The organism is Aquaspirillum soli (genome assembly GCF_054781915.1).
The window spans coordinates 112,445-131,641 of record NZ_BAAGTM010000005.1; the positions used below are offsets into that span (position 1 = coordinate 112,445).

Here is a 19,197-nt window from a genome sequence, read left to right on the forward strand (position 1 = left end):
AAGGACATGTCATGACCGGCCTCACCACATCGCACCTCAATAGTTTGAAAAAAATTTATTCGGGCAAGGTGCGGGATTTGTATGAAATTGACGACAAACGCATGTTAATGGTTGCAACTGATCGTTTGTCTGCTTTCGATGTGATTTTGAATGAACCCATCCCAGAAAAAGGCAAAATCCTGACCGCCATTTCTAACTTCTGGTTTGCCAAATTACAGCATGTGGTACCTAACCACTTGACGGGAGAGCAGGTTGCCGATGTGCTGTCAGGCGACGACTTAGCCCAAGCCGAGGGCCGTTCGGTGGTGGCTAAACGCCTCAAAGCCATCCCAGTCGAAGCGATTGTTCGCGGCTATTTGGCTGGTTCCGGTTGGAAAGAATACCAACAACACGGCAGCGTCTGTGGTATTGCGCTACCGGCTGGTTTGCGTGAAGCCGATCAGCTGCCTGAACCCATCTTTACACCCTCGACCAAAGCCGCCGTCGGCGATCACGATGAGAATATTTCGTTTGCACAGTGTGAGGCCTTGATTGGGACTGAATTGGCCAACAAGGTACGTGATACAGCGATTGCCTTGTATGTCGCAGCAGCAGAATATGCTGCCAGCCGTGGCATTATTATCTGTGACACCAAATTTGAATTTGGTTTGGACGAAGAGGGGACGTTAACGCTGATGGATGAAGCGTTGACACCCGACTCCAGCCGTTTTTGGCCAGCAGATAGCTATGCCCCCGGCAGTAACCCACCTAGCTTTGATAAGCAATTTGTGCGTGACTGGTTAGAATCAACGGGTTGGAACAAAACCCCCCCAGCCCCCACCGTACCGGCTGAAGTGGCACAAAAAACCGCTGACAAATACCGCGAAGCGCTCACCCGTCTCACGGCTTAATCGAGATCAGCAACAAAAAACCGCAGGGTAATGACACACTGCGGTTTTTTATTGCCCAAGAAAAACGAACAATCAGCTTTTCTTATCTGCCTTGGTTACAGTCGCCGCAGGTGCGGTTGTCTCAGCTTTAGCAGCAGTCGCACCGGCCAAGAAACCGTTTAATCGAGCAATATCATCTTCGACCAACACACCAGCACTGGCGCGTAAACGCAGCGTGCTGACCAAGTATTGATAACGGGCCTCCGCTAAATCACGGCGAGCTTGGAACAGTTGTTCTTCGGCATTCAGGATATCAACATTGGTGCGCAAACCAGCAGTAAAGCCCATTTTTGTCGAATGTAACGCACGTTCGCTGGACTTCACCGCTTGTTCATAACCTCGCACTTTACTCACACCACTGAGCGAGGCTGTGAAATAGCGCGTAATGTCCAACTCCACCCGATGGCGAGCCGCTTCGAGCTCTTGCCGCGCTTGTTCGCGTTTCGCTAAAGTTTGATCGCTCAATGCCCAGCTATAACCACCGCTGAAAATCGGAATACTCACTTGTACGCCGATAGATCGCGTGCGGTTTTCTTGGTTGAGTGTTGAGACCGTATCCGAGACTGTTTTACTCAGCGAGCCGATCATGTCCACCGTGGGTAGATGACCTGCCCGCGCCTTATCGACTTCTCGCGCAGCAATCTCTAACGCATGTTCACCTGCACGAATATCTGGGCTGTTTTGTCGTGCAACATCGACCCATTCTTCTAGTGTGGCGGGTACGGGTGCGGACAAGGGGAACTCATCACCCAAGATATGCAAGGCATCGGGCACAGCACCGGTTAATTCCTGCAAACTACGCAAAGCAACTTTCAATCGGTCTTGTGCTTCATAACGCTGCGCGATAGCAATATCACGCCGCGCCCGCGCCTCGTCCATATCCGTTACCGTGCCATCGCCAGCACGGTAGAGATTTTCTGCCCGTACCAACTGTTCTTCATAGGCACGTACACGCGCATCCAACAGGGATAAGGTGTTTTGCGCGAGCAGCGCATCAAAGTAAGCACCTGCCACCCGAATGGCTAATTCATTGCTTTTTGCTGCAAATACCGCATCACTGTAACTGACACGGGCGCGCCCTTGCCGAAACTCGCTGACTTTGCGCCAATCAAACAATGATTGACGCAACTGGATACCATAGTTCTTACTGTCGTAATCCAAATCAGATTGGGTGATTCGACCAGTAAAGCCAGGTTGTAACCGGACACCAACAGTCTTACCACGATATAAGCTAGCCGATACCTGTGGTAACAGGCCAGCCACAGCTAACTCATCATTTTTCTGGCCAGCTTGATGCTCAGCCATTGCCGCGCGATAGGTTGGATCATTTTGTTTGGCGGCCTGATAGGCCTCCAACAAATTCAGCGCATAGGCTGGCATCGCACATAACGACACCAAAACAGCACCAACAAGGGGTTTTAGCGAAAGACGCGCCATCGAGATTAGTCTCCGGTAAACGCAATATTCATACGGTCAATAAGGGGTTTCAGCAGGTAATTTAACATAGTTCGCTCACCCGTTATCAATAATGCGGTAGCGGGCATCCCGGGACGAATTTTGTGTACACCTAACATTTTCATGCCTTCCGGTGTCACCTGAACCTTAACCGAGTAATACGGCATCCCCGTTTTTTGATCGACCACACTGTCAGCCGCTACCACTTGCACCGTACCCGGAATGTTTGGCGTTTGGCTGTGGCTGAACGCAGGGAACTGAATTTCCACCGGTAAACCAACATGCACCTTATCAATCAGATTGGTTGGCACTTGCGCTTGAATAATCAACGGCTCGTTGTGCGGCACCACATCCATCAATGGTTCACCGCTGCGAATCACACCGCCCACGGTATGGATGTTTAACCCCACCACTGTCCCATCAATCGGCGAACGAATCAGCGTATTTTTCGCTTCATAATCCAATGCCGCCATGCGGTCAGCCAACGACTGCACTTCTTTTTGCACATCAGTAAGCTGAGACTCAACCTCTTTTTGATATTCCTGTTGTCGGTTTAACACCCGCAATTTCAGCTCGGAAATTTGGTTGCGAGTCCGGCCGATATTGGCAATGTCCTCCGCTAAACCAGCGGCAATTTGCGACACATTACGCTCTAACTCGAACATCCGATTGCGCGGCACAAAACCTTTATCTGCCATATCACGGATATTAGCGAGTTCTTGTTTTAACGAGCGCAACTGTGATTCGCGGTTGACCTTAACTTCTTCCAAGCCGCGTAACTGTTGCTGTGCACCAGCCAGATTTTCATTCAGAATGCTGATTTCATTACGCAAAGCGGTACGGCGAGATTGAAATAACTGCTCTTGTAAAGCAATTGCATTGGCAACCCGCTCATCTTGCTGTTGGATTTTGTCGAGCATGGGAGAAAAATCAATTTTCTCAGCATTCATCCGTTCAGCCGATAAACGCGCTTCTACGGCGGCAGCAATGATGTATTGCGCCTGAGTCATACCCAATTGAGCTTCGGCCTGTGTAGCATTCAAGCGCACCAACACTTGGTCTTTTTTCACCGCCTGACCATCTTTTACTTCGATTGCATCGATGGTGCCACCGGTTAAGTGTTGAATGGTTTTGCGGTTACCCGCGACAGTGACCGTCCCGTTTGCTGGCACCCCAGCATCCAACGGAGCAGTGGCTGCCCACAACATAAACAAACCAAAGCCACCGACCAATACCCACATCCCCCAACGAGAAACCCGACTTGCATCAGTATCCACTTTCGGATTTTGTCCTTCGGGGGTTTGGCTGCGACCGCGTTCAAATAAATTTTCTAACCACTTCATCGCCTATTGTCCTTCTCTGACCATCAAGCAGACGCATCGCCAACCGCAGGGCGGGCAGCGGGAACCACTTGTGTTGGGGCGGCTGCCGCTTGCTGTGCGGCGGCTTGTTGTGCCTGCTGTGCTTGCTGCATCAAAGCGGCTAAGACTTGGTCACGTGGGCCATATAACTGCATCACACCATCACGCAACACCATCAACTTATCAACAGCATTGATGATATTGGTACGATGGGTAATCAAAATCACGGTTTTCCCTCGTGCTTTTAGATCACGAATGGCACCTACCAACGCCGCTTCACCCACATCATCCAAATTCGAGTTCGGCTCATCCAACACAATTAAGGCAGGATTGCCATACAACGTACGCGCCAAGCCGATGCGCTGTTTTTGACCACCGGATAACATGCCACCATCTGGCCCTAAGCGGGTGTCGTAACCTTGTGGGAAGCGCAAAATCATCTCGTGCACACCGGCACGTTGTGCGGCATCAATCACCTGATTGGAGTCCATATCACCGAAACGGGCGATGTTTTCTGCAATCGTGCCTTCAAACAACTCAATGTCTTGAGGCAAGTAACCGATGGAGGGCCCTAACTCGTCTTTATTCCATTGGAAAATGTCTGCACCGTCCAAACGCACCTTACCCGCTTGTGCCGGCCACACCCCGACCAATAGTCGTGCCAGCGTCGATTTACCCGAAGCCGAAGGCCCAACCACACCCACCACATCACCGGCCTGAATCGTGAAATTGAGGCCTTTCAGAATCGGGACTTGGCCACCGGGAGCACCTGCCACCACATTTTCAACCAGCATATTGCCTTCTGGTTTTGGCAATGGCATCCCTTCACCACGGACAGGATGGTCTTTTAACAAGCCTTCCAGACGGGAATAGGCAGCACGGGCGGAAATCAACTGTTTCCAAGTTCCGATGGCCATTTCCACTGGCTGCAACGCACGGCCCATCAAAATCGAAGCCGCAATCATCATCCCCGGGGTAATTTTGCCTTCAATCGCTAACAACGCACCGGCACCTAATGCCAACGATTGCAGAGAAATCCGTACAAACTTGGTGATGGCACTGATTTTTGCAGCGCGGTCGGAAGCCAACGTTTGGTTTTCCAAAATTCGCATGTGCTGCGCAAACCATTTTTCACGGATGGCAGGCAACATCCCCATCGCTTCGATCACTTCTGCATTACGCAAGTTGTTATTGGCGAAAGCACCAGCGGCAATCGAGGCTTGGTTTGCTTCAGCCAGTGGTTTGCGCGTTGCGATTTCTGTTGCATAAGCCAAGGCAAATAAAATCAACGCCCCAACCACCACAATCGAACCTAACAAGGGGTGGAAGAAGAAACAGAAAATCAGATAGATCGGTGTCCACGGCGCATCAAAAAAGGCAAACAGACCTTGGCCCGTTAAGAATTGGCGCACCGAGGTTAAATCGTGAATCGCTTGTGCCGCATTACCACCAGTACGGCGCAAGTTACGCTCAAATGCCGCTGTAAAAGTACGGTTGTTGAGCTGCATGTCCATCTGGTTACCCACTCGGATTAACACCGAGGAGCGCACCAGCTCTAATAATGACATCAAGGCATACAGCCCGAGGGTCATCGCGGTCAGCATCAACAAAGTAAATTCATTGCTCGATGCCAGCACGCGGTCATAGACCTGCATCATATAAATCGAAGGCATCAGCATCAGCATGTTAATCACAAAGCTGAAAGCACCGACCTTGTAAAAGGTTTTGCGAAAACCGAACAGTATTTCGCCCAGCTCGCTACGTTTATCGAACAGTTTTTTCATAACGAAGACAAAACAAGCCGCACAGGCTTACCAAGAATGACAAGGCCACGATTTTAACATGGGGCCATCACCACACCGCGCTCATTGAAAATGGATATGTAACCGCCTGTACCAAACAAAATATTCTGTACTAATGCAAAAAATGTCCTGCAAGCAACAGGTTTTGTGCGCCAAGTCAAAAAGCAGCGGCGAGGTATGTCATAATCTCCTTTTTGCAAACAGGGATACACCGGCAATGCATCGCAGTGAGCTGATTGGCATACTTGATGACGCACTTGAACCTCATCGTTATAAAGATTATGCACCCAATGGCCTACAAGTCGAAGGCAAGGCCGAGATTACAAAGGTGTTGTTTGGGGTAACGGCGAGTGAAGCATTGATTGATGTCGCTATCGCCAAACAAGCCGATGCAATCATCGTGCATCACGGTTATTTCTGGAAAAATGAAGACAGCCGAATTCTCGGTATAAAACGTCGTCGTTTAGCAAAGCTGCTTGCACATGACATCAATCTTATTGCCTACCACCTGCCTTTAGATGCCCATCCACAACTGGGCAATAATGTGCAACTGGCCGAAGAATGCGGTTGGATTGTTGATGGTTGTACTGGGGAAAACAACTTGCTGTGGTATGGACATCCTTCAGCCACAGTATCGCTGGCAGACTTTGCCAACACAATTGAACAGCGTTTACAACGTGCGCCCCTTGTTCTCGGTAAAACCGACCGAGCCATCCACCGTATTGCGTGGTGTACAGGCGGCGCAGACAGCTTTTTTCCTCAAGCCATCGAACTTGGGGTGGATCTGTTTATCACGGGAGAGGCATCCGAACCTTGCGCGCATCTCGCGGCAGAAAGTGATGTCGCATTTATTGCCGCCGGACACCACGCAACAGAACGCGGTGGCGTGCGGGCAATGGCAGCTTGGCTAGACCGACATGAAGAGCTCGATTGTGAGTTTGTCGATCTCTGGAACCCAATCTGATTCTGACCAGTCCTAAACCCACCAACTAACTTTTTCGCATACGCGCTTTAATAGGTGGGAGGGTATCGGGTAGAATCAGGCGATTTTAGCTCGATTTTTCTCGTTTTGAGGTGAATGTAATGAGTGAACAACACGTTGATCAGGGGCGTCGCCGGTTTCTGACCGTAGCCACTGGTGCACTCGGCGGCGTGGCAGCAGCAGGCGTTGCTACACCCTTTGTGCTAAGTTTTTTTCCATCCGAACGCGCGAAAGCAGCCGGTGCGCCAGTTGAGTTAGACATCAGTAAACTCGAACCTGGCCAGCAAGTCACTGTTGAATGGCGTGGTAAGCCGGTCTGGGTATTAAGCCGTACCCCAGAACAGCTACAGAACTTGGCCAAACTTGATGGCAACCTCGCCGATCCCGCTTCTGATGCGCCCCAGCAGCCTGCCTACTGCAAAAACGCACATCGTTCTATTAAACCAGAAATTCTGGTGACCATCGGGATTTGTACCCACTTGGGCTGTTCCCCTACCCACCGTCCCGATCTGGCACCTGCCGACTTAGGTGCTGATTGGTTAGGTGGTTACTATTGCCCCTGTCACGGTTCTAAGTTTGATCTGGCAGCGCGCGTTTACAAGGGGGTGCCTGCGCCGACTAACCTCGAAATTCCACCACACAAATATCTCAGCGATACCATGCTGTTGATTGGTGACGATAACTAAGTAAGGGTGAGAAACAGATGAGCAAGCAACAAGGTCTCCTTGACTGGATCGATGCCCGCTTCCCGCTGACATCGACCTGGAAGGCGCACGTTTCGGAATACTACGCACCGAAAAACTTTAACTTCTGGTACTTCTTTGGCTCGCTGGCACTGTTAGTGTTGGTGATTCAAGTCGTTACCGGTATTTTCCTGACCATGAACTACAAGCCTGATGCGGCCACCGCTTTCTATTCGGTGGAATACATCATGCGAGACGTAGCAGGGGGATGGATTATCCGCTATATGCACTCCACCGGTGCCTCGATGTTCTTTGTGGTGGTGTATCTGCATATGTTCCGTGGTTTGATCTACGGTTCTTACAAGCAACCTCGCGAATTGGTGTGGGTGTTTGGTACCTTGATTTTCTTGGTGCTGATGGCTGAAGCCTTTATGGGCTATCTGTTACCTTGGGGCCAAATGTCCTTCTGGGGTGCACAGGTGATTGTGAACTTGTTCGCAGCAATTCCTGTGATTGGTCCAGATTTGTCGGTGTTCATCCGTGGTGACTTCGTGGTGGGTGATGCAACCCTCAACCGCTTCTTTGCCCTGCACGTGATTGCTGTTCCACTGATTTTGATCGCTTTGGTTGTCGCTCACTTGGTAGCGCTGCACGAAGTGGGTTCGAACAACCCAGACGGTATCGAGATCAAAAAGAACAAAGATCCAGAAACCCACATCCCATTGGATGGCATTCCATTCCATCCTTACTACACCGTTAAAGATATTCTCGGTGTAGCGGTGTTCTTGATTGTGTTCTCGTCCATCGTGTTCTTTGCACCAGAGATGGGCGGCTACTTCCTCGAGCGGCCAAACTTCGACCCAGCCGATCCGCTGAAAACCCCTGCGCACATCGCGCCAGTGTGGTATTTCACTCCGTTCTACGCCATTTTGCGTGCTATTCCTTCCTTCTTCGGCACCCAAGTTTGGGGTGTGTTGGGGATGGGTGCAGCAGTGGTATTGATCGCCTTCCTGCCATGGTTGGATAAATCACCCGTCAAATCGGTGCGCTATCGCGGTCCACGCTTCAAGTTCATGTTGGTGTTGTTTGTGATCAGCTTCATCGGTCTGGGTATTTTGGGTGCATTGCCATCCACTAACGTCCGTACCGTGATTGCACAGATTCTGTCGATCATCTACTTTGCCTTCTTCCTTGGCATGCCGTTCTATACCAAGAACGACGTTGGCCCTGTCGCCCCGCCTGCACGCGTGACCGACAGCAATTTGGGTCGTCAGTTGAAATTCTTGGTGCTGTTTGCACTGGCAATTGGCGGTGCTGCTCTGTTTGCCAAGTTTGTTTAATCGAGGGAACCGGCTGAAATGAAAAAGTTTATCCGTCATCTGATTGCCGCTGCAGCCCTCGCGGTGCCGGCTTCGGTGTTTGCTGCAGGTGCTTCGGTGCCGTTGGACAAAGCGCCGATTGACATTCAAAACGTTGAATCTTTGCAACGCGGTGCACAGATTTTCACTAACTACTGCCTAAGCTGTCACAGCGCGCAAGCCATGCGCTACAACCGCTTGACCGATTTGGCACTGAGTGAAAAACAAATCAAAGAAAACCTGATGTTTGCAACCGAAAAAGTCGGTGACACCATGAAAGTGGCAATGGCACCGGCTGACGGCAAAAAATGGTTTGGTGCTACCCCACCCGATTTGTCTTTGATTGCCCGTGCTCGTGGCGCAGATTATCTGTATAGCTATCTGCGTGGCTTCTATCGCGACCCAAGCCGCCCAACCGGTTGGAACAATAAAGTGTTCGACAAAGTGGGTATGCCTCACATCATGTGGGAATGGCAAGGCGACCAAGTCATGGAAACCGTCAAGGGTAAAGACGGCCACGACACACACGAGTTGAAATTGGTGAAAGCGGGTGCGTTCACTAAGATCGACGAGAACGGCAAAGCCAATACCGCCGAATTTGATAGCCGGATGGCCGACTTGACCAATTACATGGTCTATATGGCAGAGCCAATGCAGGTTAAACGCCAGCAAATCGGTTATGTGGTCTTGATGTTCTTAGTGTTGTTGCTGTTACCTTTCGCTTATTTCCTGAAGAAGGAATACTGGAAAGACATCCACTAAGCAACACGATGGTGGCAAAAATGGCGGGGGATACCCCGCCATTTTTTATGTCTAACGCAAAACGTCTATCACTGCAGGTAGATACTCGGGAAAACAGGAAAAACTATGATCACCACCCTCGACATAGTCCAAACGCTGGCAACCTCGATAGTAAGCCAACGCTTGTTGCGCATCTAAGGTTTCATCCCCACTCGCCAACATCAACCAATAGCGTTCAGGGTGAATAGACTTTGGTTCGAGCACAGCCAAGGCATCAATCATCTCGGGGGTCACGGTGACCTCTTGGGCAGAGTAGTAATAACGATGTGTCCCTAAAAAATGATGGGCCAATTGATGGGGACGGACAGCAGGGTTAATCAACACCGCCGCAAGGCCATAGCGTTCAGCCACCACTGTCGCGAAAAACCCACCTAATGAACTACCCATGACGACTAACTGGGTTAGATCTTGTTCTGCCAACCATCCATCCAACAACTGCATCACAGCATCGGGGTTGGCAGGTAATTGTGGTGCGAATAACTGTTCAGATTGCCCCAACTCGGCAAATTTTGCAGCCAACTGCCGCGATTTAGCTGATTCGGGGCCGGATAAAAAACCATGCAAGTACAACAGTTTTTTCATCAAACAAATCCCATCATCTGACCATGACCACCACGCTGACTGCGCCGTGTTTTCACTTCTTCGCTCAAGCGTTGTAAGAAGCCCTCAGCAGAAAACGTTTTACGCAGTAAATAGGCCTGCCGTTTCACTACTGCAAAATCACCAGGGGTTAAACCATCCAACCGCGCCAGCTGTTGTTTAATTTCCAAACCCAAACGACCGGCTTTACCTTGTAACGCCTCTTGCACAAACAGCGTTTCGCGCTGCGCGATGTTAAGTGCCTGAAATTCAATTTTGAACACAAAACGCCGCAATACCGCCGGATCTAAACCAGAGAATAAATTGGTGGCACAAATAAACACTCCCGAAAACTGCTCCATCTGTTTTAGCAACTCGTTCACCTGAGTCACTTCCCATGAACGTTGCGCATCCTCACGTGAGCGCAATAAGCTGTCAGCCTCATCCAAAAACAAAATGGCTTGCGATTGTTGGGCTTCTTGAAACATAGCGGCAATATGTTTTTCGGTTTCGCCCACATATTTATCCAACAATTGCCCCGCCGTTTTCGCGACTAAAGGCCGTTGCATCTGTTCGGCAATATGTTGCACAAACGAGGTTTTACCCGTCCCGGGTGGGCCGTACAAACACAAACTACCTTGGCCGTGATGTTGCAATGCCGCGACGACCTCTTCCGCAGAAAACTCGCCTTTGAGATTGAGAAAAGCCGTGGAAAAACGGGTGGCAGCGGCTTGATGGTGTTGTGATGGCAATTCTGGCTGGTGTAACGCGGCTTTTGCATTTTGTAATGCCAACATAAAAGCCGCTTCTTGCTCGGCGGTTGCTGATGCACGGGCAAAGCGTGCTGCACTGGCCACTTGTGCCGGCGCTAGGCTATCGTCTTGCGCTAAACGAGCCACAGTAGCCGACGACACCGTTAAGTCGTGCAAATGACGGGCCAAAATTTTGCCACGCACAGCAAGCGGGGGAACCGGAATTTCAAGGTGAAACGAGAAACGACGCAAAAAGGCAGGGTCAATCTGATGCACGCGGTTAGCAATCCAAATCCCCGGTACCGGATTGCTTTCTAAAAGCTGATTTACCCACGCTTTACGATAACCGGAACGCTGATGGTGGTTTTCATCATCATCGGGAAAGACATCTTCAATTTCATCAAACACCACTACCGACCGCCGCGTTTGCGCCAAAAAACGCTGGGTTAATGCAAACGACTGCATCCGTTGCGAGGGGCGCAGCGGCTCTTTGTCATCATCTTCCGCGCTAACGCTATAGCCTTCAGCGCGCAATTCTTTAACCAACAGACGTGCTAATTGGCTTTTACCTGTCCCCGGTGGCCCATACAGCAATACATTGGCCCCAACTTGCTTTTTTTGCAGCACTTGACGCAAAAAGGCAGTCAGTGGTTTCAGCGCCGAGGCGAGGTGGGGATAGTCTCCACGCTTTAGTTCTGGCGCACTCACCGGCGCGCACGCCCGCCGCATCAAACCATCAATATCCTGAATTTCTTCATTGAAAATTTGTTGCCCGATATTATCAAGCGAGAATAAATCTTCTAAATCACTATCACTGCGCTCAATCCGCAAAAGACCATACATTTCTAATAGATTGTCACGCCGCAATACAGTACGGGCAGCTTGATCGTCAATGCCTAAGAAAATCGCCACCGCTTGGGTGGCACGTAAATTTTTTGGTTGGCGCAGTCGGCGCAAAATCAGGCTAAAGTCCTGTTGGTTATGGCGCACTGCAGTAAATTGCAACAGGCGGCTACTATTGCGATCTAGCCCTAAACGCTTTTCTAGCTCTAATACAATGGGTGGCAGTGACGTTTTTTCTTGTGCAGTCTGTTCTACTCGTTGCAACGCTCGGCGCAACATGGCTTGTAAACGTTGTGGACGCAACAAGGCCACCGACAGCGGATGTGGTTCTTCAGGGCGCTCACTGCCCATGTTTTTAATCAGAAAATCCAATCCCTCATCTTCTTCGTCCACCAATTGATGAGCAATTTGATAACGGCGAATTTCTTCACTAAAAGCCTCAGGCAACCACGGTAATAACAAACGTGCCAAACGTTGTTCAGCGTGGTTAATTAACAAAGCGCTGGCTGAAGGCAACGCCACCATCAAGCGCAACAAATATAACGCTGCCAGCTCGTCTAAACGATCGAGGGGATGAGGGTCAATGGCTGGCGGGGGTGAAGATGGCACAGCAATACGGCGAATAGAAGAGGTTTGTGCAGACATAAACTCATCCCAAGAAAAACAACAAAGACAAACAAAGCGAGACTACTGCGGCTGAGTGTTGGCCTCCTGCGTCCGGCGGAAACAGCTTAACATGCCATATCCGACTGCCAGAAATAAGCACATAGCACACGCCAGCCAGAGGGGATCATCCCACAAAAGCGGTGCAATGGCGCCAGCCACCAAGCTTGACAGTGCCGTTTGGGTAAACCCTTGCATCGATGACACCGTACCACGTAAATCGGGAAACCGATCAAGCAAAAACAGTGTGATTGTTGGCGCTGCCAGTGACATCCCCACCGCATATAACGCCATCGGCAATACGCTCCAAGGCAAAGCCGGTGGCAACATCACACAAACCAGCACATTGGCTACCGCTGCGGTTGCCATAATACGGTAGGCAATCGACACCAACTCACGCGCACTGCGGCGCCCTGCCATCCGACCAGACAGCCACGCACCCAACATAATGCCACTTACCGCAGGGCCAAAAAACCATAAAAACTCAGTCGGCGCGAGGCCCAAATGTCGCATTAAAAACACCGGCGCTGCCGGAATATAAAGGAAAAAACCAGCAAAATTACACGCCACTGCCAAAGCCAAAAAGCGGAAAGCTTGTGTTGCCGCCACGTGGCGATAGCTAGCCAATAGGCTTTTAATTTGCAAAGGCCGTCTGTGTTCTGCTGGATGGGATTCTTGTAATTGCCAACTGCAAAGTAAAAATAAAAACAATCCCACCAAAGCCATAAAAACAAAGATCGAGCGCCACCCCAAGCCCTGATACAGCCATCCCCCAATCACGGGAGCAATCGCCGGTGATAAAGAAAATAACATGGTGACCTGCGACATCAAGCGTTGTGCTGCAGCCCCTTCAAAGGTATCGCGAATAATCGCCCGCCCAACAATCAAACCAGCGCCACCGGATAGCCCCTGTAAAGCACGATAGAACAACAATTCAGGCAGACTATCCGCCGTGGCACAACCCAAAGAGGCGAGGGTAAAGACCAAACAAGCGGTCAAAATCACTGGCCGCCGTCCAACAGCATCCGAAATTGCCCCATGCCACAACATCATCAAACCATAACAAAACAAATACACGGTTAAGGCTTGTTGAATTTCTAATGGTTTGGCGTCGAGAGCATGGCCAATAGTGGCCATCGCCGGTAAAAAAGTGTCGATAGAAAATGGCCCTATCGTGGCCAAGGCTGCCAATAGAAAAGCCAATAAACGCGGAGACACAGGATTTGACATAACAGGGCGTCTAGCGGGATCACCACTAGCGTAATAGAGAAAAGGCGTGGCCCCATGTTAGACCCTCGCCATGCAAACGGCTAGTTTGGAACGGTAACACCATGTATCAAGCAAATGGCTTATTGGCCAACAAATTCAAACGCTCGATTGACAGCCAGAATTTTGCCCCGTATTGTCGCTGCAGATATGTCAATACGTGATGCCTATAAGCATCCACCCGTTCACGAAGGAGACACTGATGAGCGCCTATCCCCATTTACTCGCCCCACTCGACCTAGGTTTCACCACCTTAAAAAATCGTGTCCTCATGGGCTCGATGCACACCGGCTTAGAAGAAGCCCCCCACGGTTTTGAACGGATGGCAGCGTTTTATGCCGAACGTGCACGAGGTGGTGTTGGCTTGATTGTGACTGGCGGTGTTGCGCCCAATGAAAAAGGGCGTGTCTTTGCTGGCGGCTCATTATTAGTCAATGAACACGAGGCAGCTCAACATAAAATTGTCACCAATGCAGTCCACGAGGCCGGCGGTAAAATCTGTATGCAAATTTTGCATACTGGCCGTTATAGCTACCAACCCCACCCCCATGCACCCAGTGCCTTACAAGCCCCCATCAATCCATTTATGCCTGTTGAAATGAGCGAGGCAGAGATTGAACAAACCATCGCCGACTTTGCTCGTTGTGCAAAATTGGCACAACAAGCGGGGTATGATGGGGTCGAGGTAATGGGGTCGGAAGGGTATTTAATCAATCAATTCCTTGCCAGCCGCACCAACCATCGCACCGACCAATGGGGTGGCCCGTTTGAAAATCGGATGCGGTTTGCTATTGCCATCGTCAAGGCGGTGCGCGAGGCAGTTGGCCGTGACTTCATCATTATCTATCGTCTGTCGATGTTAGATTTGGTGGAAGAAGGCTCGAATTGGCCAGAGATCGAACAATTGGCAACAGCAATTGAACAGGCTGGTGCCACACTGATTAATACCGGTATTGGCTGGCATGAGGCACGGATTCCCACCATTGCCACCTTGGTACCACGTGGCGGTTTTGCTTGGGTGACCAAAAAACTGATGGGCAAAGTCTCCATTCCACTGATTACCACCAACCGCATCAACACCCCTGAGATTGCCGAAGACATTCTCGCCAGTGGTTGTGCCGATATGGTGTCAATGGCGCGCCCATTCTTGGCCGATGCCGAGTTTGTACAAAAAGCTGCCGACAACCGTGCCGACGATATCAATACCTGTATCGGCTGTAACCAAGCCTGTTTAGATCATATTTTCAGCGGCAAAATCAGCTCATGTTTAGTCAATCCCCGCGCTTGCCATGAAACCGAGCTCAATCCACAACCTTGCACCGAAGCGAAAAAGATCGCCGTCGTGGGGGCAGGGCCAGCTGGCTTGGCATGTGCCACCACTGCCGCCGCACGTGGCCATCAGGTCACGTTATTTGATGCTGCGTCTGAAATTGGCGGTCAATTTAATATTGCTAAGCAAATTCCGGGTAAACAAGAATTTAACGAAACCCTGCGCTATTTCTCACGTCGTCTTAGCCACACCGGTGTGACAGTGAAACTAGGGCAGCGAGTGGATGCAGAAGATTTACAGGACTTTGACGAAGTGGTGTTAGCCACCGGCATTCTGCCACGGCAACCAGCCATTCCGGGCATCGATCATCCCAAGGTCTTGAGTTATCTCGATGTGTTAAAACATGGTGCCGCCGTTGGTGAAAAAGTGGCGATTATCGGTGCTGGTGGTATTGGTTTTGATACAGCTGAGTTTTTATGTCACGAACCACAGCAACACAACGATACCGCCGCCTTTATGCGTGAGTGGGGGGTCGATATGGAGTTAACGCAACGTGGCGGCCTTGCCCCAAGCGGCCCACAGCCGAGCGCCAGCCCACGCAAAATTTATTTGTTACAGCGCAAGGCCAGTAAAGTCGGTGATGGCTTAGGTAAAACCACCGGTTGGATTCATCGCCAAGCATTGAAGATGAAACAAGTCGAAATGTTGTCAGGTGTCAGTTATGACAAAATTGACGATCAAGGCTTACACATCAGCTTACGTGGTGAAAAATATCTGTTGGCGGTAGACCATATCGTGATTTGTGCTGGCCAAGAAAGCCAACGTGCCTTAGAAGCCCCCTTGCAACACGCTGGTAAAACGGTGCATGTGATTGGCGGGGCCGATGTTGCCAGCGAATTAGATGCCAAACGTGCCATTTACCAAGGTACCCAGCTCGGCAGTCAGCTCTAACCCGCCTTATTGTTGCACCACACACAGCCAAAGCATGATGCTTTGGCTGTTTTCATGCTGAAAAACTTGCCAATGCTTTTTATCAAGCCTAACGATTCTGCGAAGTGCGTAATGCTTGTTTATCGCAAAACAAAAACTGAAAAATCCGCTTGCCGCGCTGATTTGCTTGTGTATTCTTTCTACACCGAGTGATTTCCGACCGAAACACTCGGATATAACAATCTGGAATCCACAAGAGGAGAATTTCGTGAACGCCTTGCTTGCCTTATCGCGCCTTATCGACGCGATTAACCGGCCCTTGGGCAAGCTGATGTATTGGTTGATTTTAGCTTCCATCCTCATCAGCGCCTTAAATGCCTGCCTACGCTATGCCTTTAATATCAGCTCGAATGGCATGTTAGAAATTCAGTGGTATTTGTTTGGGGTGGTTTTTTTGTTCGCCTCTAGCCTGACACTGATGGAAAACGGCCATGTTCGGGTCGATTTTTTCTCCAGCAAATTGTCACCCAAAGGACAAGCGTGGCTGGATGTCTTCGGCACTTTATTTATGTTGTTGCCGATGTGTGTGATCGTAACCTACTACGCATGGCCGATGGCAATGAACTCCTTAGAAATTCGTGAAATGTCATCCGATCCGGGCGGTCTGGTTCGTTGGCCAATTAAACTGGTCATTCCTTTTGCCTTTGCCCTGTTGGGTCTGCAAGGTGTCAGTGAAATGATTAAGAAATTGGCCTTTATCGCCGGCCACCCCGATTATCAACCACAAGCACAGGGGCATTAATATGGCAATGGATGTCATGGCGCCGTTGATGTTTGTCGGCCTAATTGTATTTTTATTGTTGGGCTACCCAGTGGCCTTTGCACTGGCTGCCAACGGGATTGTATTTGCCTTTATTGGCATTGAGCTGGGCATGTTGGGGCCAGAGTTATTACAAGCCCTGCCCGAACGTATTTTCGGCATTATGGCCAACCAAACACTATTGGCCATTCCGTTTTTTACCTTCATGGGCATTGTGCTAGAACGCTCAGGCATGGCGGAGGATTTGCTCGATACCATCGGCCAGCTATTTGGTCCAGTGCGCGGCGGTTTGGCGTATGCGGTCATTTTTGTTGGGGCCTTACTCGCCGCTACCACAGGCGTTGTTTCAGCGTCAGTCATCGCGATGGGCCTGATTTCAATGCCGATTATGCTGCGTTATGGCTATTCAAAAGAAATTAGCAGCGGTGTGATTTGTGCCTCTGGTACTTTGGCACAAATTATCCCGCCTTCGTTGGTGTTGATTGTGTTGGCCGATGTGCTGGGTACGTCAGTTGGTGATATGTACCGTGCCGCGATGATGCCGGGCTTGATTCTGACCGCGTTGTTGGCTGGTTTTATTTTAATCATGTCCATCGTCCGTCCAAGCAGCGTTCCCGCACTCCCTCCCGAAGCACGTACTCGGCGTGGTAAGGCGCTATTGCTGCACACCTTGGTGTCGTTAGTCCCACCCTTAGCATTGATTTTCTTGGTGCTAGGTACGCTGTTTATGGGCATCGCTACACCAACCGAAGGTGGTGCAATGGGTGCGGTCGGCGCCTTGATACTGGCAGCATTGAAACGGCGGTTAAATTTCAAATTGTTGTGGGAAGGAATGGCACAGACCACTCGACTGACCAGCTTTGTGATCTTTATCCTGATCGGCTCGACCATCTTTGCCCTAACCTTCCGTGCAGTAGATGGTGATTTGTGGGTCGAACATTTGATGACATCGATTCCAGGCGGCATTTGGGGCTTTTTAATCGTTGTTAACTTAATTGTTTTTGCCCTTGGCTTTTTCATCGACTTCTTTGAAATTGCCTTTATTTTGTTACCACTTTTGGCACCCGTAGCAGATAAATTGGGAATTGATTTGGTGTGGTTTGGTATTTTGATTGCTTTGAATATGCAAACCAGCTTCCTCACACCCCCATTTGGGTTTGCCTTGTTTTACCTCAAATCTGTCGCGCCACCAAGTGTCACCACAATGAATATTTATCGCGGCGTCATTCCGTTTATTATTATTCAGGTGTTTATGGTGGTATTGGCGATGGCGTTCCCGCAGACCATTACGTTCTTTATGGATAAAAACCATAGCGAAGCGTTCCACGACCCGAATAAGAGCCAGTTAAATCAAGAAATTAGCTCGGAGGATGCACTGAAGCTGTTGGAGCAAGGCAGCGGCCAAGGAGGGGATGATTACGGTAGCGGTAGCAGCGCATGGGATGAACCCAGCACCGAACCCGCAACACCGAATAACACTAATTAAATGATAGACTCAAAAAAAGCCCTCAGACATTGAGGGCTTTTTTATTTATCTTAAATAATGGTATTGACCAGAATTAATATTCCCAGAAAATCCGTTGCAATTCTTTACTGTCTTGGGTTTTGGTTAAAGCAACAGAGGCCAAGATACGGGCTTTTTGTGGGTTGAGGTCATGTGCTACCACCCAATCATATGTATCATCAGGCTGTTCAGCATTACGCAAAACAAAACCGCCAGCATTGACACGAGAAGAGCGAATGATATGCACACCACTTTGGCGAATTTCTTGTAATGCAGGGACGACCTTCGCAGCCACAGAGCCATTACCTGTACCTGCATGGATAATCGCTTTTGCCCCTTGCTGCGTAAACGCCTTGTATGCGGTGTCGGTTACATTGCCATAACCATAAGCGATATCAACTGGCGGCAAGGTATTAATGCGCTTGATATCAAACTCTGAGTTCATCGTGTGGCGTTTAGCTGGCAAACGGAACCAATAGGTTTTTCCCTCGACAATCATACCAAGAGGGCCCCAAGGACTCTTGAAAGCTTCCGTTTTAATGTTGATGGCTTTGCTGACGTCGCGGCCAGAATGAATTTCATCATTCATCGCCACCAACACCCCTTTACCGCGTGAATCTTTACTGCCAGCAACCGCAACGGCATTGTAAAGATTTAACATGCCATCGGCTGACATGGCAGTCCCAGGGCGCATCGAACCAACCACCACGATAGGCTTGTCGGTACGCTGAACTAAGTTAAGGAAGTAGGCGGTTTCTTCCAAAGTATCGGTGCCGTGGGTAATGACTACACCATCAACATCGCTACGTTTCACCAACTCGGCAACATGTTTGCCTAATTGCAACAAATGATCGTTCGTAAAGCTTTCCGATGCAATTTGGAAAACTTGCTCACCGCGAACCTGAGCGATATGACTCAACTCGGGCACACCAGCAATCAATTTGTCGACTGGAACTTTAGCTGCCTGATAGGTTGCGCTATTGGCTGCACTTGCGCCAGCCCCTGCAATCGTCCCACCCGTGGCTAAGATCACCACATTAGGCAATTTTGCCTTGGCCGCTTCTGCATGAGCGGCTTGGTAAGGCAACAAAAACATCATCGCAGCAAAGCAAGGTGCCAGCTTGTGGAGGGTTTTCATCGTTTCTTCCTCTTGAAAACAACGAACAAAAAAAAGCTGCTGAATATTTCACTCAGCAGCC

General features: G+C 49.9%; 15 protein-coding genes. 8 read left to right on the forward strand and 7 right to left on the reverse strand.

What is annotated here, in order from left to right:
- Window positions 1-11 precede the first annotated feature (11 nt).
- Entirely contained in the window at window positions 12-890 is an 879-nt protein-coding gene (locus tag ACYVJG_RS06930; protein WP_460430402.1) for a phosphoribosylaminoimidazolesuccinocarboxamide synthase, read from the forward strand.
- A 72-nt stretch (window positions 891-962) separates the two neighbouring features.
- On the opposite strand, the gene ACYVJG_RS06935 is transcribed toward ACYVJG_RS06930, so the two are convergent.
- From ACYVJG_RS06935 to ACYVJG_RS06945, 3 genes are read right to left on the reverse strand one after another with little or no spacing between them, the layout of a single operon-like run.
- Window positions 963-2,366, reverse strand: coding sequence for a TolC family outer membrane protein (locus ACYVJG_RS06935; RefSeq protein WP_460430403.1), 1,404 nt, complete (start codon window positions 2,364-2,366; stop codon window positions 963-965).
- 5 nt (window positions 2,367-2,371) lie between these two features.
- Window positions 2,372-3,727, reverse strand: coding sequence for an HlyD family type I secretion periplasmic adaptor subunit (locus tag ACYVJG_RS06940; protein WP_460430404.1), 1,356 nt, complete (start codon window positions 3,725-3,727; stop codon window positions 2,372-2,374).
- 23 nt (window positions 3,728-3,750) lie between these two features.
- Window positions 3,751-5,529, reverse strand: a complete 1,779-nt coding sequence (locus tag ACYVJG_RS06945; RefSeq protein ID WP_460430405.1) for a type I secretion system permease/ATPase — start codon at window positions 5,527-5,529, stop codon at window positions 3,751-3,753.
- A gap of 235 nt (window positions 5,530-5,764) precedes the next feature.
- Here ACYVJG_RS06945 and ACYVJG_RS06950 point away from each other — a divergent pair, with 235 nt between their 5' ends.
- The 4 genes from ACYVJG_RS06950 (at window position 5,765) to ACYVJG_RS06965 (ending at window position 9,332) form a co-directional block, all read left to right on the forward strand.
- On the forward strand, window positions 5,765-6,511 hold the full coding sequence (locus ACYVJG_RS06950; protein ID WP_460430406.1) for a Nif3-like dinuclear metal center hexameric protein: 747 nt from the start codon (window positions 5,765-5,767) through the stop codon (window positions 6,509-6,511).
- A 119-nt stretch (window positions 6,512-6,630) separates the two neighbouring features.
- A complete protein-coding gene (petA, locus tag ACYVJG_RS06955) occupies window positions 6,631-7,215 on the forward strand; it encodes a ubiquinol-cytochrome c reductase iron-sulfur subunit (RefSeq protein ID WP_460430407.1) in 585 nt (194 codons plus the stop codon).
- Window positions 7,216-7,232: 17 nt separating this feature from the next.
- The gene (locus ACYVJG_RS06960) at window positions 7,233-8,552 is read left to right on the forward strand and encodes a cytochrome b (protein ID WP_022653797.1); all 1,320 of its coding nucleotides are present in this window, start codon (window positions 7,233-7,235) and stop codon (window positions 8,550-8,552) included.
- A gap of 18 nt (window positions 8,553-8,570) precedes the next feature.
- Window positions 8,571-9,332 carry a cytochrome c1 gene (locus ACYVJG_RS06965; RefSeq protein ID WP_460430408.1) on the forward strand — a complete coding sequence of 254 codons (762 nt, stop codon included), beginning with the start codon at window positions 8,571-8,573 and terminating at the stop codon, window positions 9,330-9,332.
- Between the two features lie 51 nt (window positions 9,333-9,383).
- Here the strand turns inward: ACYVJG_RS06965 and ACYVJG_RS06970 are convergent, their stop codons facing one another.
- Genes ACYVJG_RS06970 through ACYVJG_RS06980 form a run of 3 tightly spaced genes read right to left on the reverse strand, consistent with a single transcriptional unit; the run spans window position 9,384 to window position 13,438 of the window.
- On the reverse strand, window positions 9,384-9,953 hold the full coding sequence (locus ACYVJG_RS06970; protein ID WP_460430409.1) for a YqiA/YcfP family alpha/beta fold hydrolase: 570 nt from the start codon (window positions 9,951-9,953) through the stop codon (window positions 9,384-9,386).
- On the reverse strand, window positions 9,953-12,190 hold the full coding sequence (locus ACYVJG_RS06975; RefSeq protein ID WP_460430410.1) for an AAA family ATPase: 2,238 nt from the start codon (window positions 12,188-12,190) through the stop codon (window positions 9,953-9,955). Before ACYVJG_RS06975 ends, ACYVJG_RS06970 begins: the two co-directional genes overlap by 1 nt.
- A 42-nt stretch (window positions 12,191-12,232) precedes the next feature.
- Window positions 12,233-13,438 (reverse strand): multidrug effflux MFS transporter, encoded by a 1,206-nt coding sequence (locus ACYVJG_RS06980; protein WP_460430411.1) that lies wholly within the window; start codon window positions 13,436-13,438, stop codon window positions 12,233-12,235.
- Window positions 13,439-13,676: 238 nt separating this feature from the next.
- Between ACYVJG_RS06980 and ACYVJG_RS06985 the strand changes: the two genes are divergently transcribed.
- The 3 genes from ACYVJG_RS06985 to ACYVJG_RS06995 all read left to right on the forward strand — a co-directional run bounded on the left by ACYVJG_RS06985 (window position 13,677) and on the right by ACYVJG_RS06995 (window position 17,980).
- Window positions 13,677-15,695: an oxidoreductase gene (locus ACYVJG_RS06985; RefSeq protein ID WP_460430412.1), complete on the forward strand. Its 2,019-nt coding sequence runs from the start codon at window positions 13,677-13,679 to the stop codon at window positions 15,693-15,695.
- A gap of 247 nt (window positions 15,696-15,942) precedes the next feature.
- On the forward strand, window positions 15,943-16,476 hold the full coding sequence (locus tag ACYVJG_RS06990; protein ID WP_460430413.1) for a TRAP transporter small permease subunit: 534 nt from the start codon (window positions 15,943-15,945) through the stop codon (window positions 16,474-16,476).
- 1 nt (window position 16,477) lies between these two features.
- The gene (locus ACYVJG_RS06995; RefSeq protein WP_460430414.1) at window positions 16,478-17,980 is read left to right on the forward strand and encodes a TRAP transporter large permease; all 1,503 of its coding nucleotides are present in this window, start codon (window positions 16,478-16,480) and stop codon (window positions 17,978-17,980) included.
- Between the two features lie 73 nt (window positions 17,981-18,053).
- Here ACYVJG_RS06995 and ACYVJG_RS07000 read toward each other — a convergent pair whose 3' ends face one another.
- Window positions 18,054-19,136 (reverse strand): asparaginase, encoded by a 1,083-nt coding sequence (locus ACYVJG_RS07000; RefSeq protein WP_460430415.1) that lies wholly within the window; start codon window positions 19,134-19,136, stop codon window positions 18,054-18,056.
- Window positions 19,137-19,197 lie beyond the last annotated feature (61 nt).

What these genes read in the sequence shown, in the direction of transcription:
- ACYVJG_RS06970 (WP_460430409.1), bottom strand. Translation starts at nt 9,953, where the DNA reads ATGAAAAAACTGTTGTACTTGCATGGTTTTTTATCCGGCCCCGAATCA.
- ACYVJG_RS07000 (WP_460430415.1), bottom strand. Translation starts at nt 19,136, where the DNA reads ATGAAAACCCTCCACAAGCTGGCACCTTGCTTTGCTGCGATGATGTTT.
- ACYVJG_RS06960 (WP_022653797.1), top strand. Translation starts at nt 7,233, where the DNA reads ATGAGCAAGCAACAAGGTCTCCTTGACTGGATCGATGCCCGCTTCCCG.
- ACYVJG_RS06965 (WP_460430408.1), top strand. Translation starts at nt 8,571, where the DNA reads ATGAAAAAGTTTATCCGTCATCTGATTGCCGCTGCAGCCCTCGCGGTG.
- ACYVJG_RS06945 (WP_460430405.1), bottom strand. Translation starts at nt 5,529, where the DNA reads ATGAAAAAACTGTTCGATAAACGTAGCGAGCTGGGCGAAATACTGTTC.
- ACYVJG_RS06980 (WP_460430411.1), bottom strand. Translation starts at nt 13,438, where the DNA reads ATGTCAAATCCTGTGTCTCCGCGTTTATTGGCTTTTCTATTGGCAGCC.
- ACYVJG_RS06995 (WP_460430414.1), top strand. Translation starts at nt 16,478, where the DNA reads ATGGCAATGGATGTCATGGCGCCGTTGATGTTTGTCGGCCTAATTGTA.
- ACYVJG_RS06940 (WP_460430404.1), bottom strand. Translation starts at nt 3,727, where the DNA reads ATGAAGTGGTTAGAAAATTTATTTGAACGCGGTCGCAGCCAAACCCCC.
- ACYVJG_RS06950 (WP_460430406.1), top strand. Translation starts at nt 5,765, where the DNA reads ATGCATCGCAGTGAGCTGATTGGCATACTTGATGACGCACTTGAACCT.
- petA (WP_460430407.1), top strand. Translation starts at nt 6,631, where the DNA reads ATGAGTGAACAACACGTTGATCAGGGGCGTCGCCGGTTTCTGACCGTA.
- ACYVJG_RS06935 (WP_460430403.1), bottom strand. Translation starts at nt 2,366, where the DNA reads ATGGCGCGTCTTTCGCTAAAACCCCTTGTTGGTGCTGTTTTGGTGTCG.
- ACYVJG_RS06930 (WP_460430402.1), top strand. Translation starts at nt 12, where the DNA reads ATGACCGGCCTCACCACATCGCACCTCAATAGTTTGAAAAAAATTTAT.
- ACYVJG_RS06985 (WP_460430412.1), top strand. Translation starts at nt 13,677, where the DNA reads ATGAGCGCCTATCCCCATTTACTCGCCCCACTCGACCTAGGTTTCACC.
- ACYVJG_RS06975 (WP_460430410.1), bottom strand. Translation starts at nt 12,190, where the DNA reads ATGTCTGCACAAACCTCTTCTATTCGCCGTATTGCTGTGCCATCTTCA.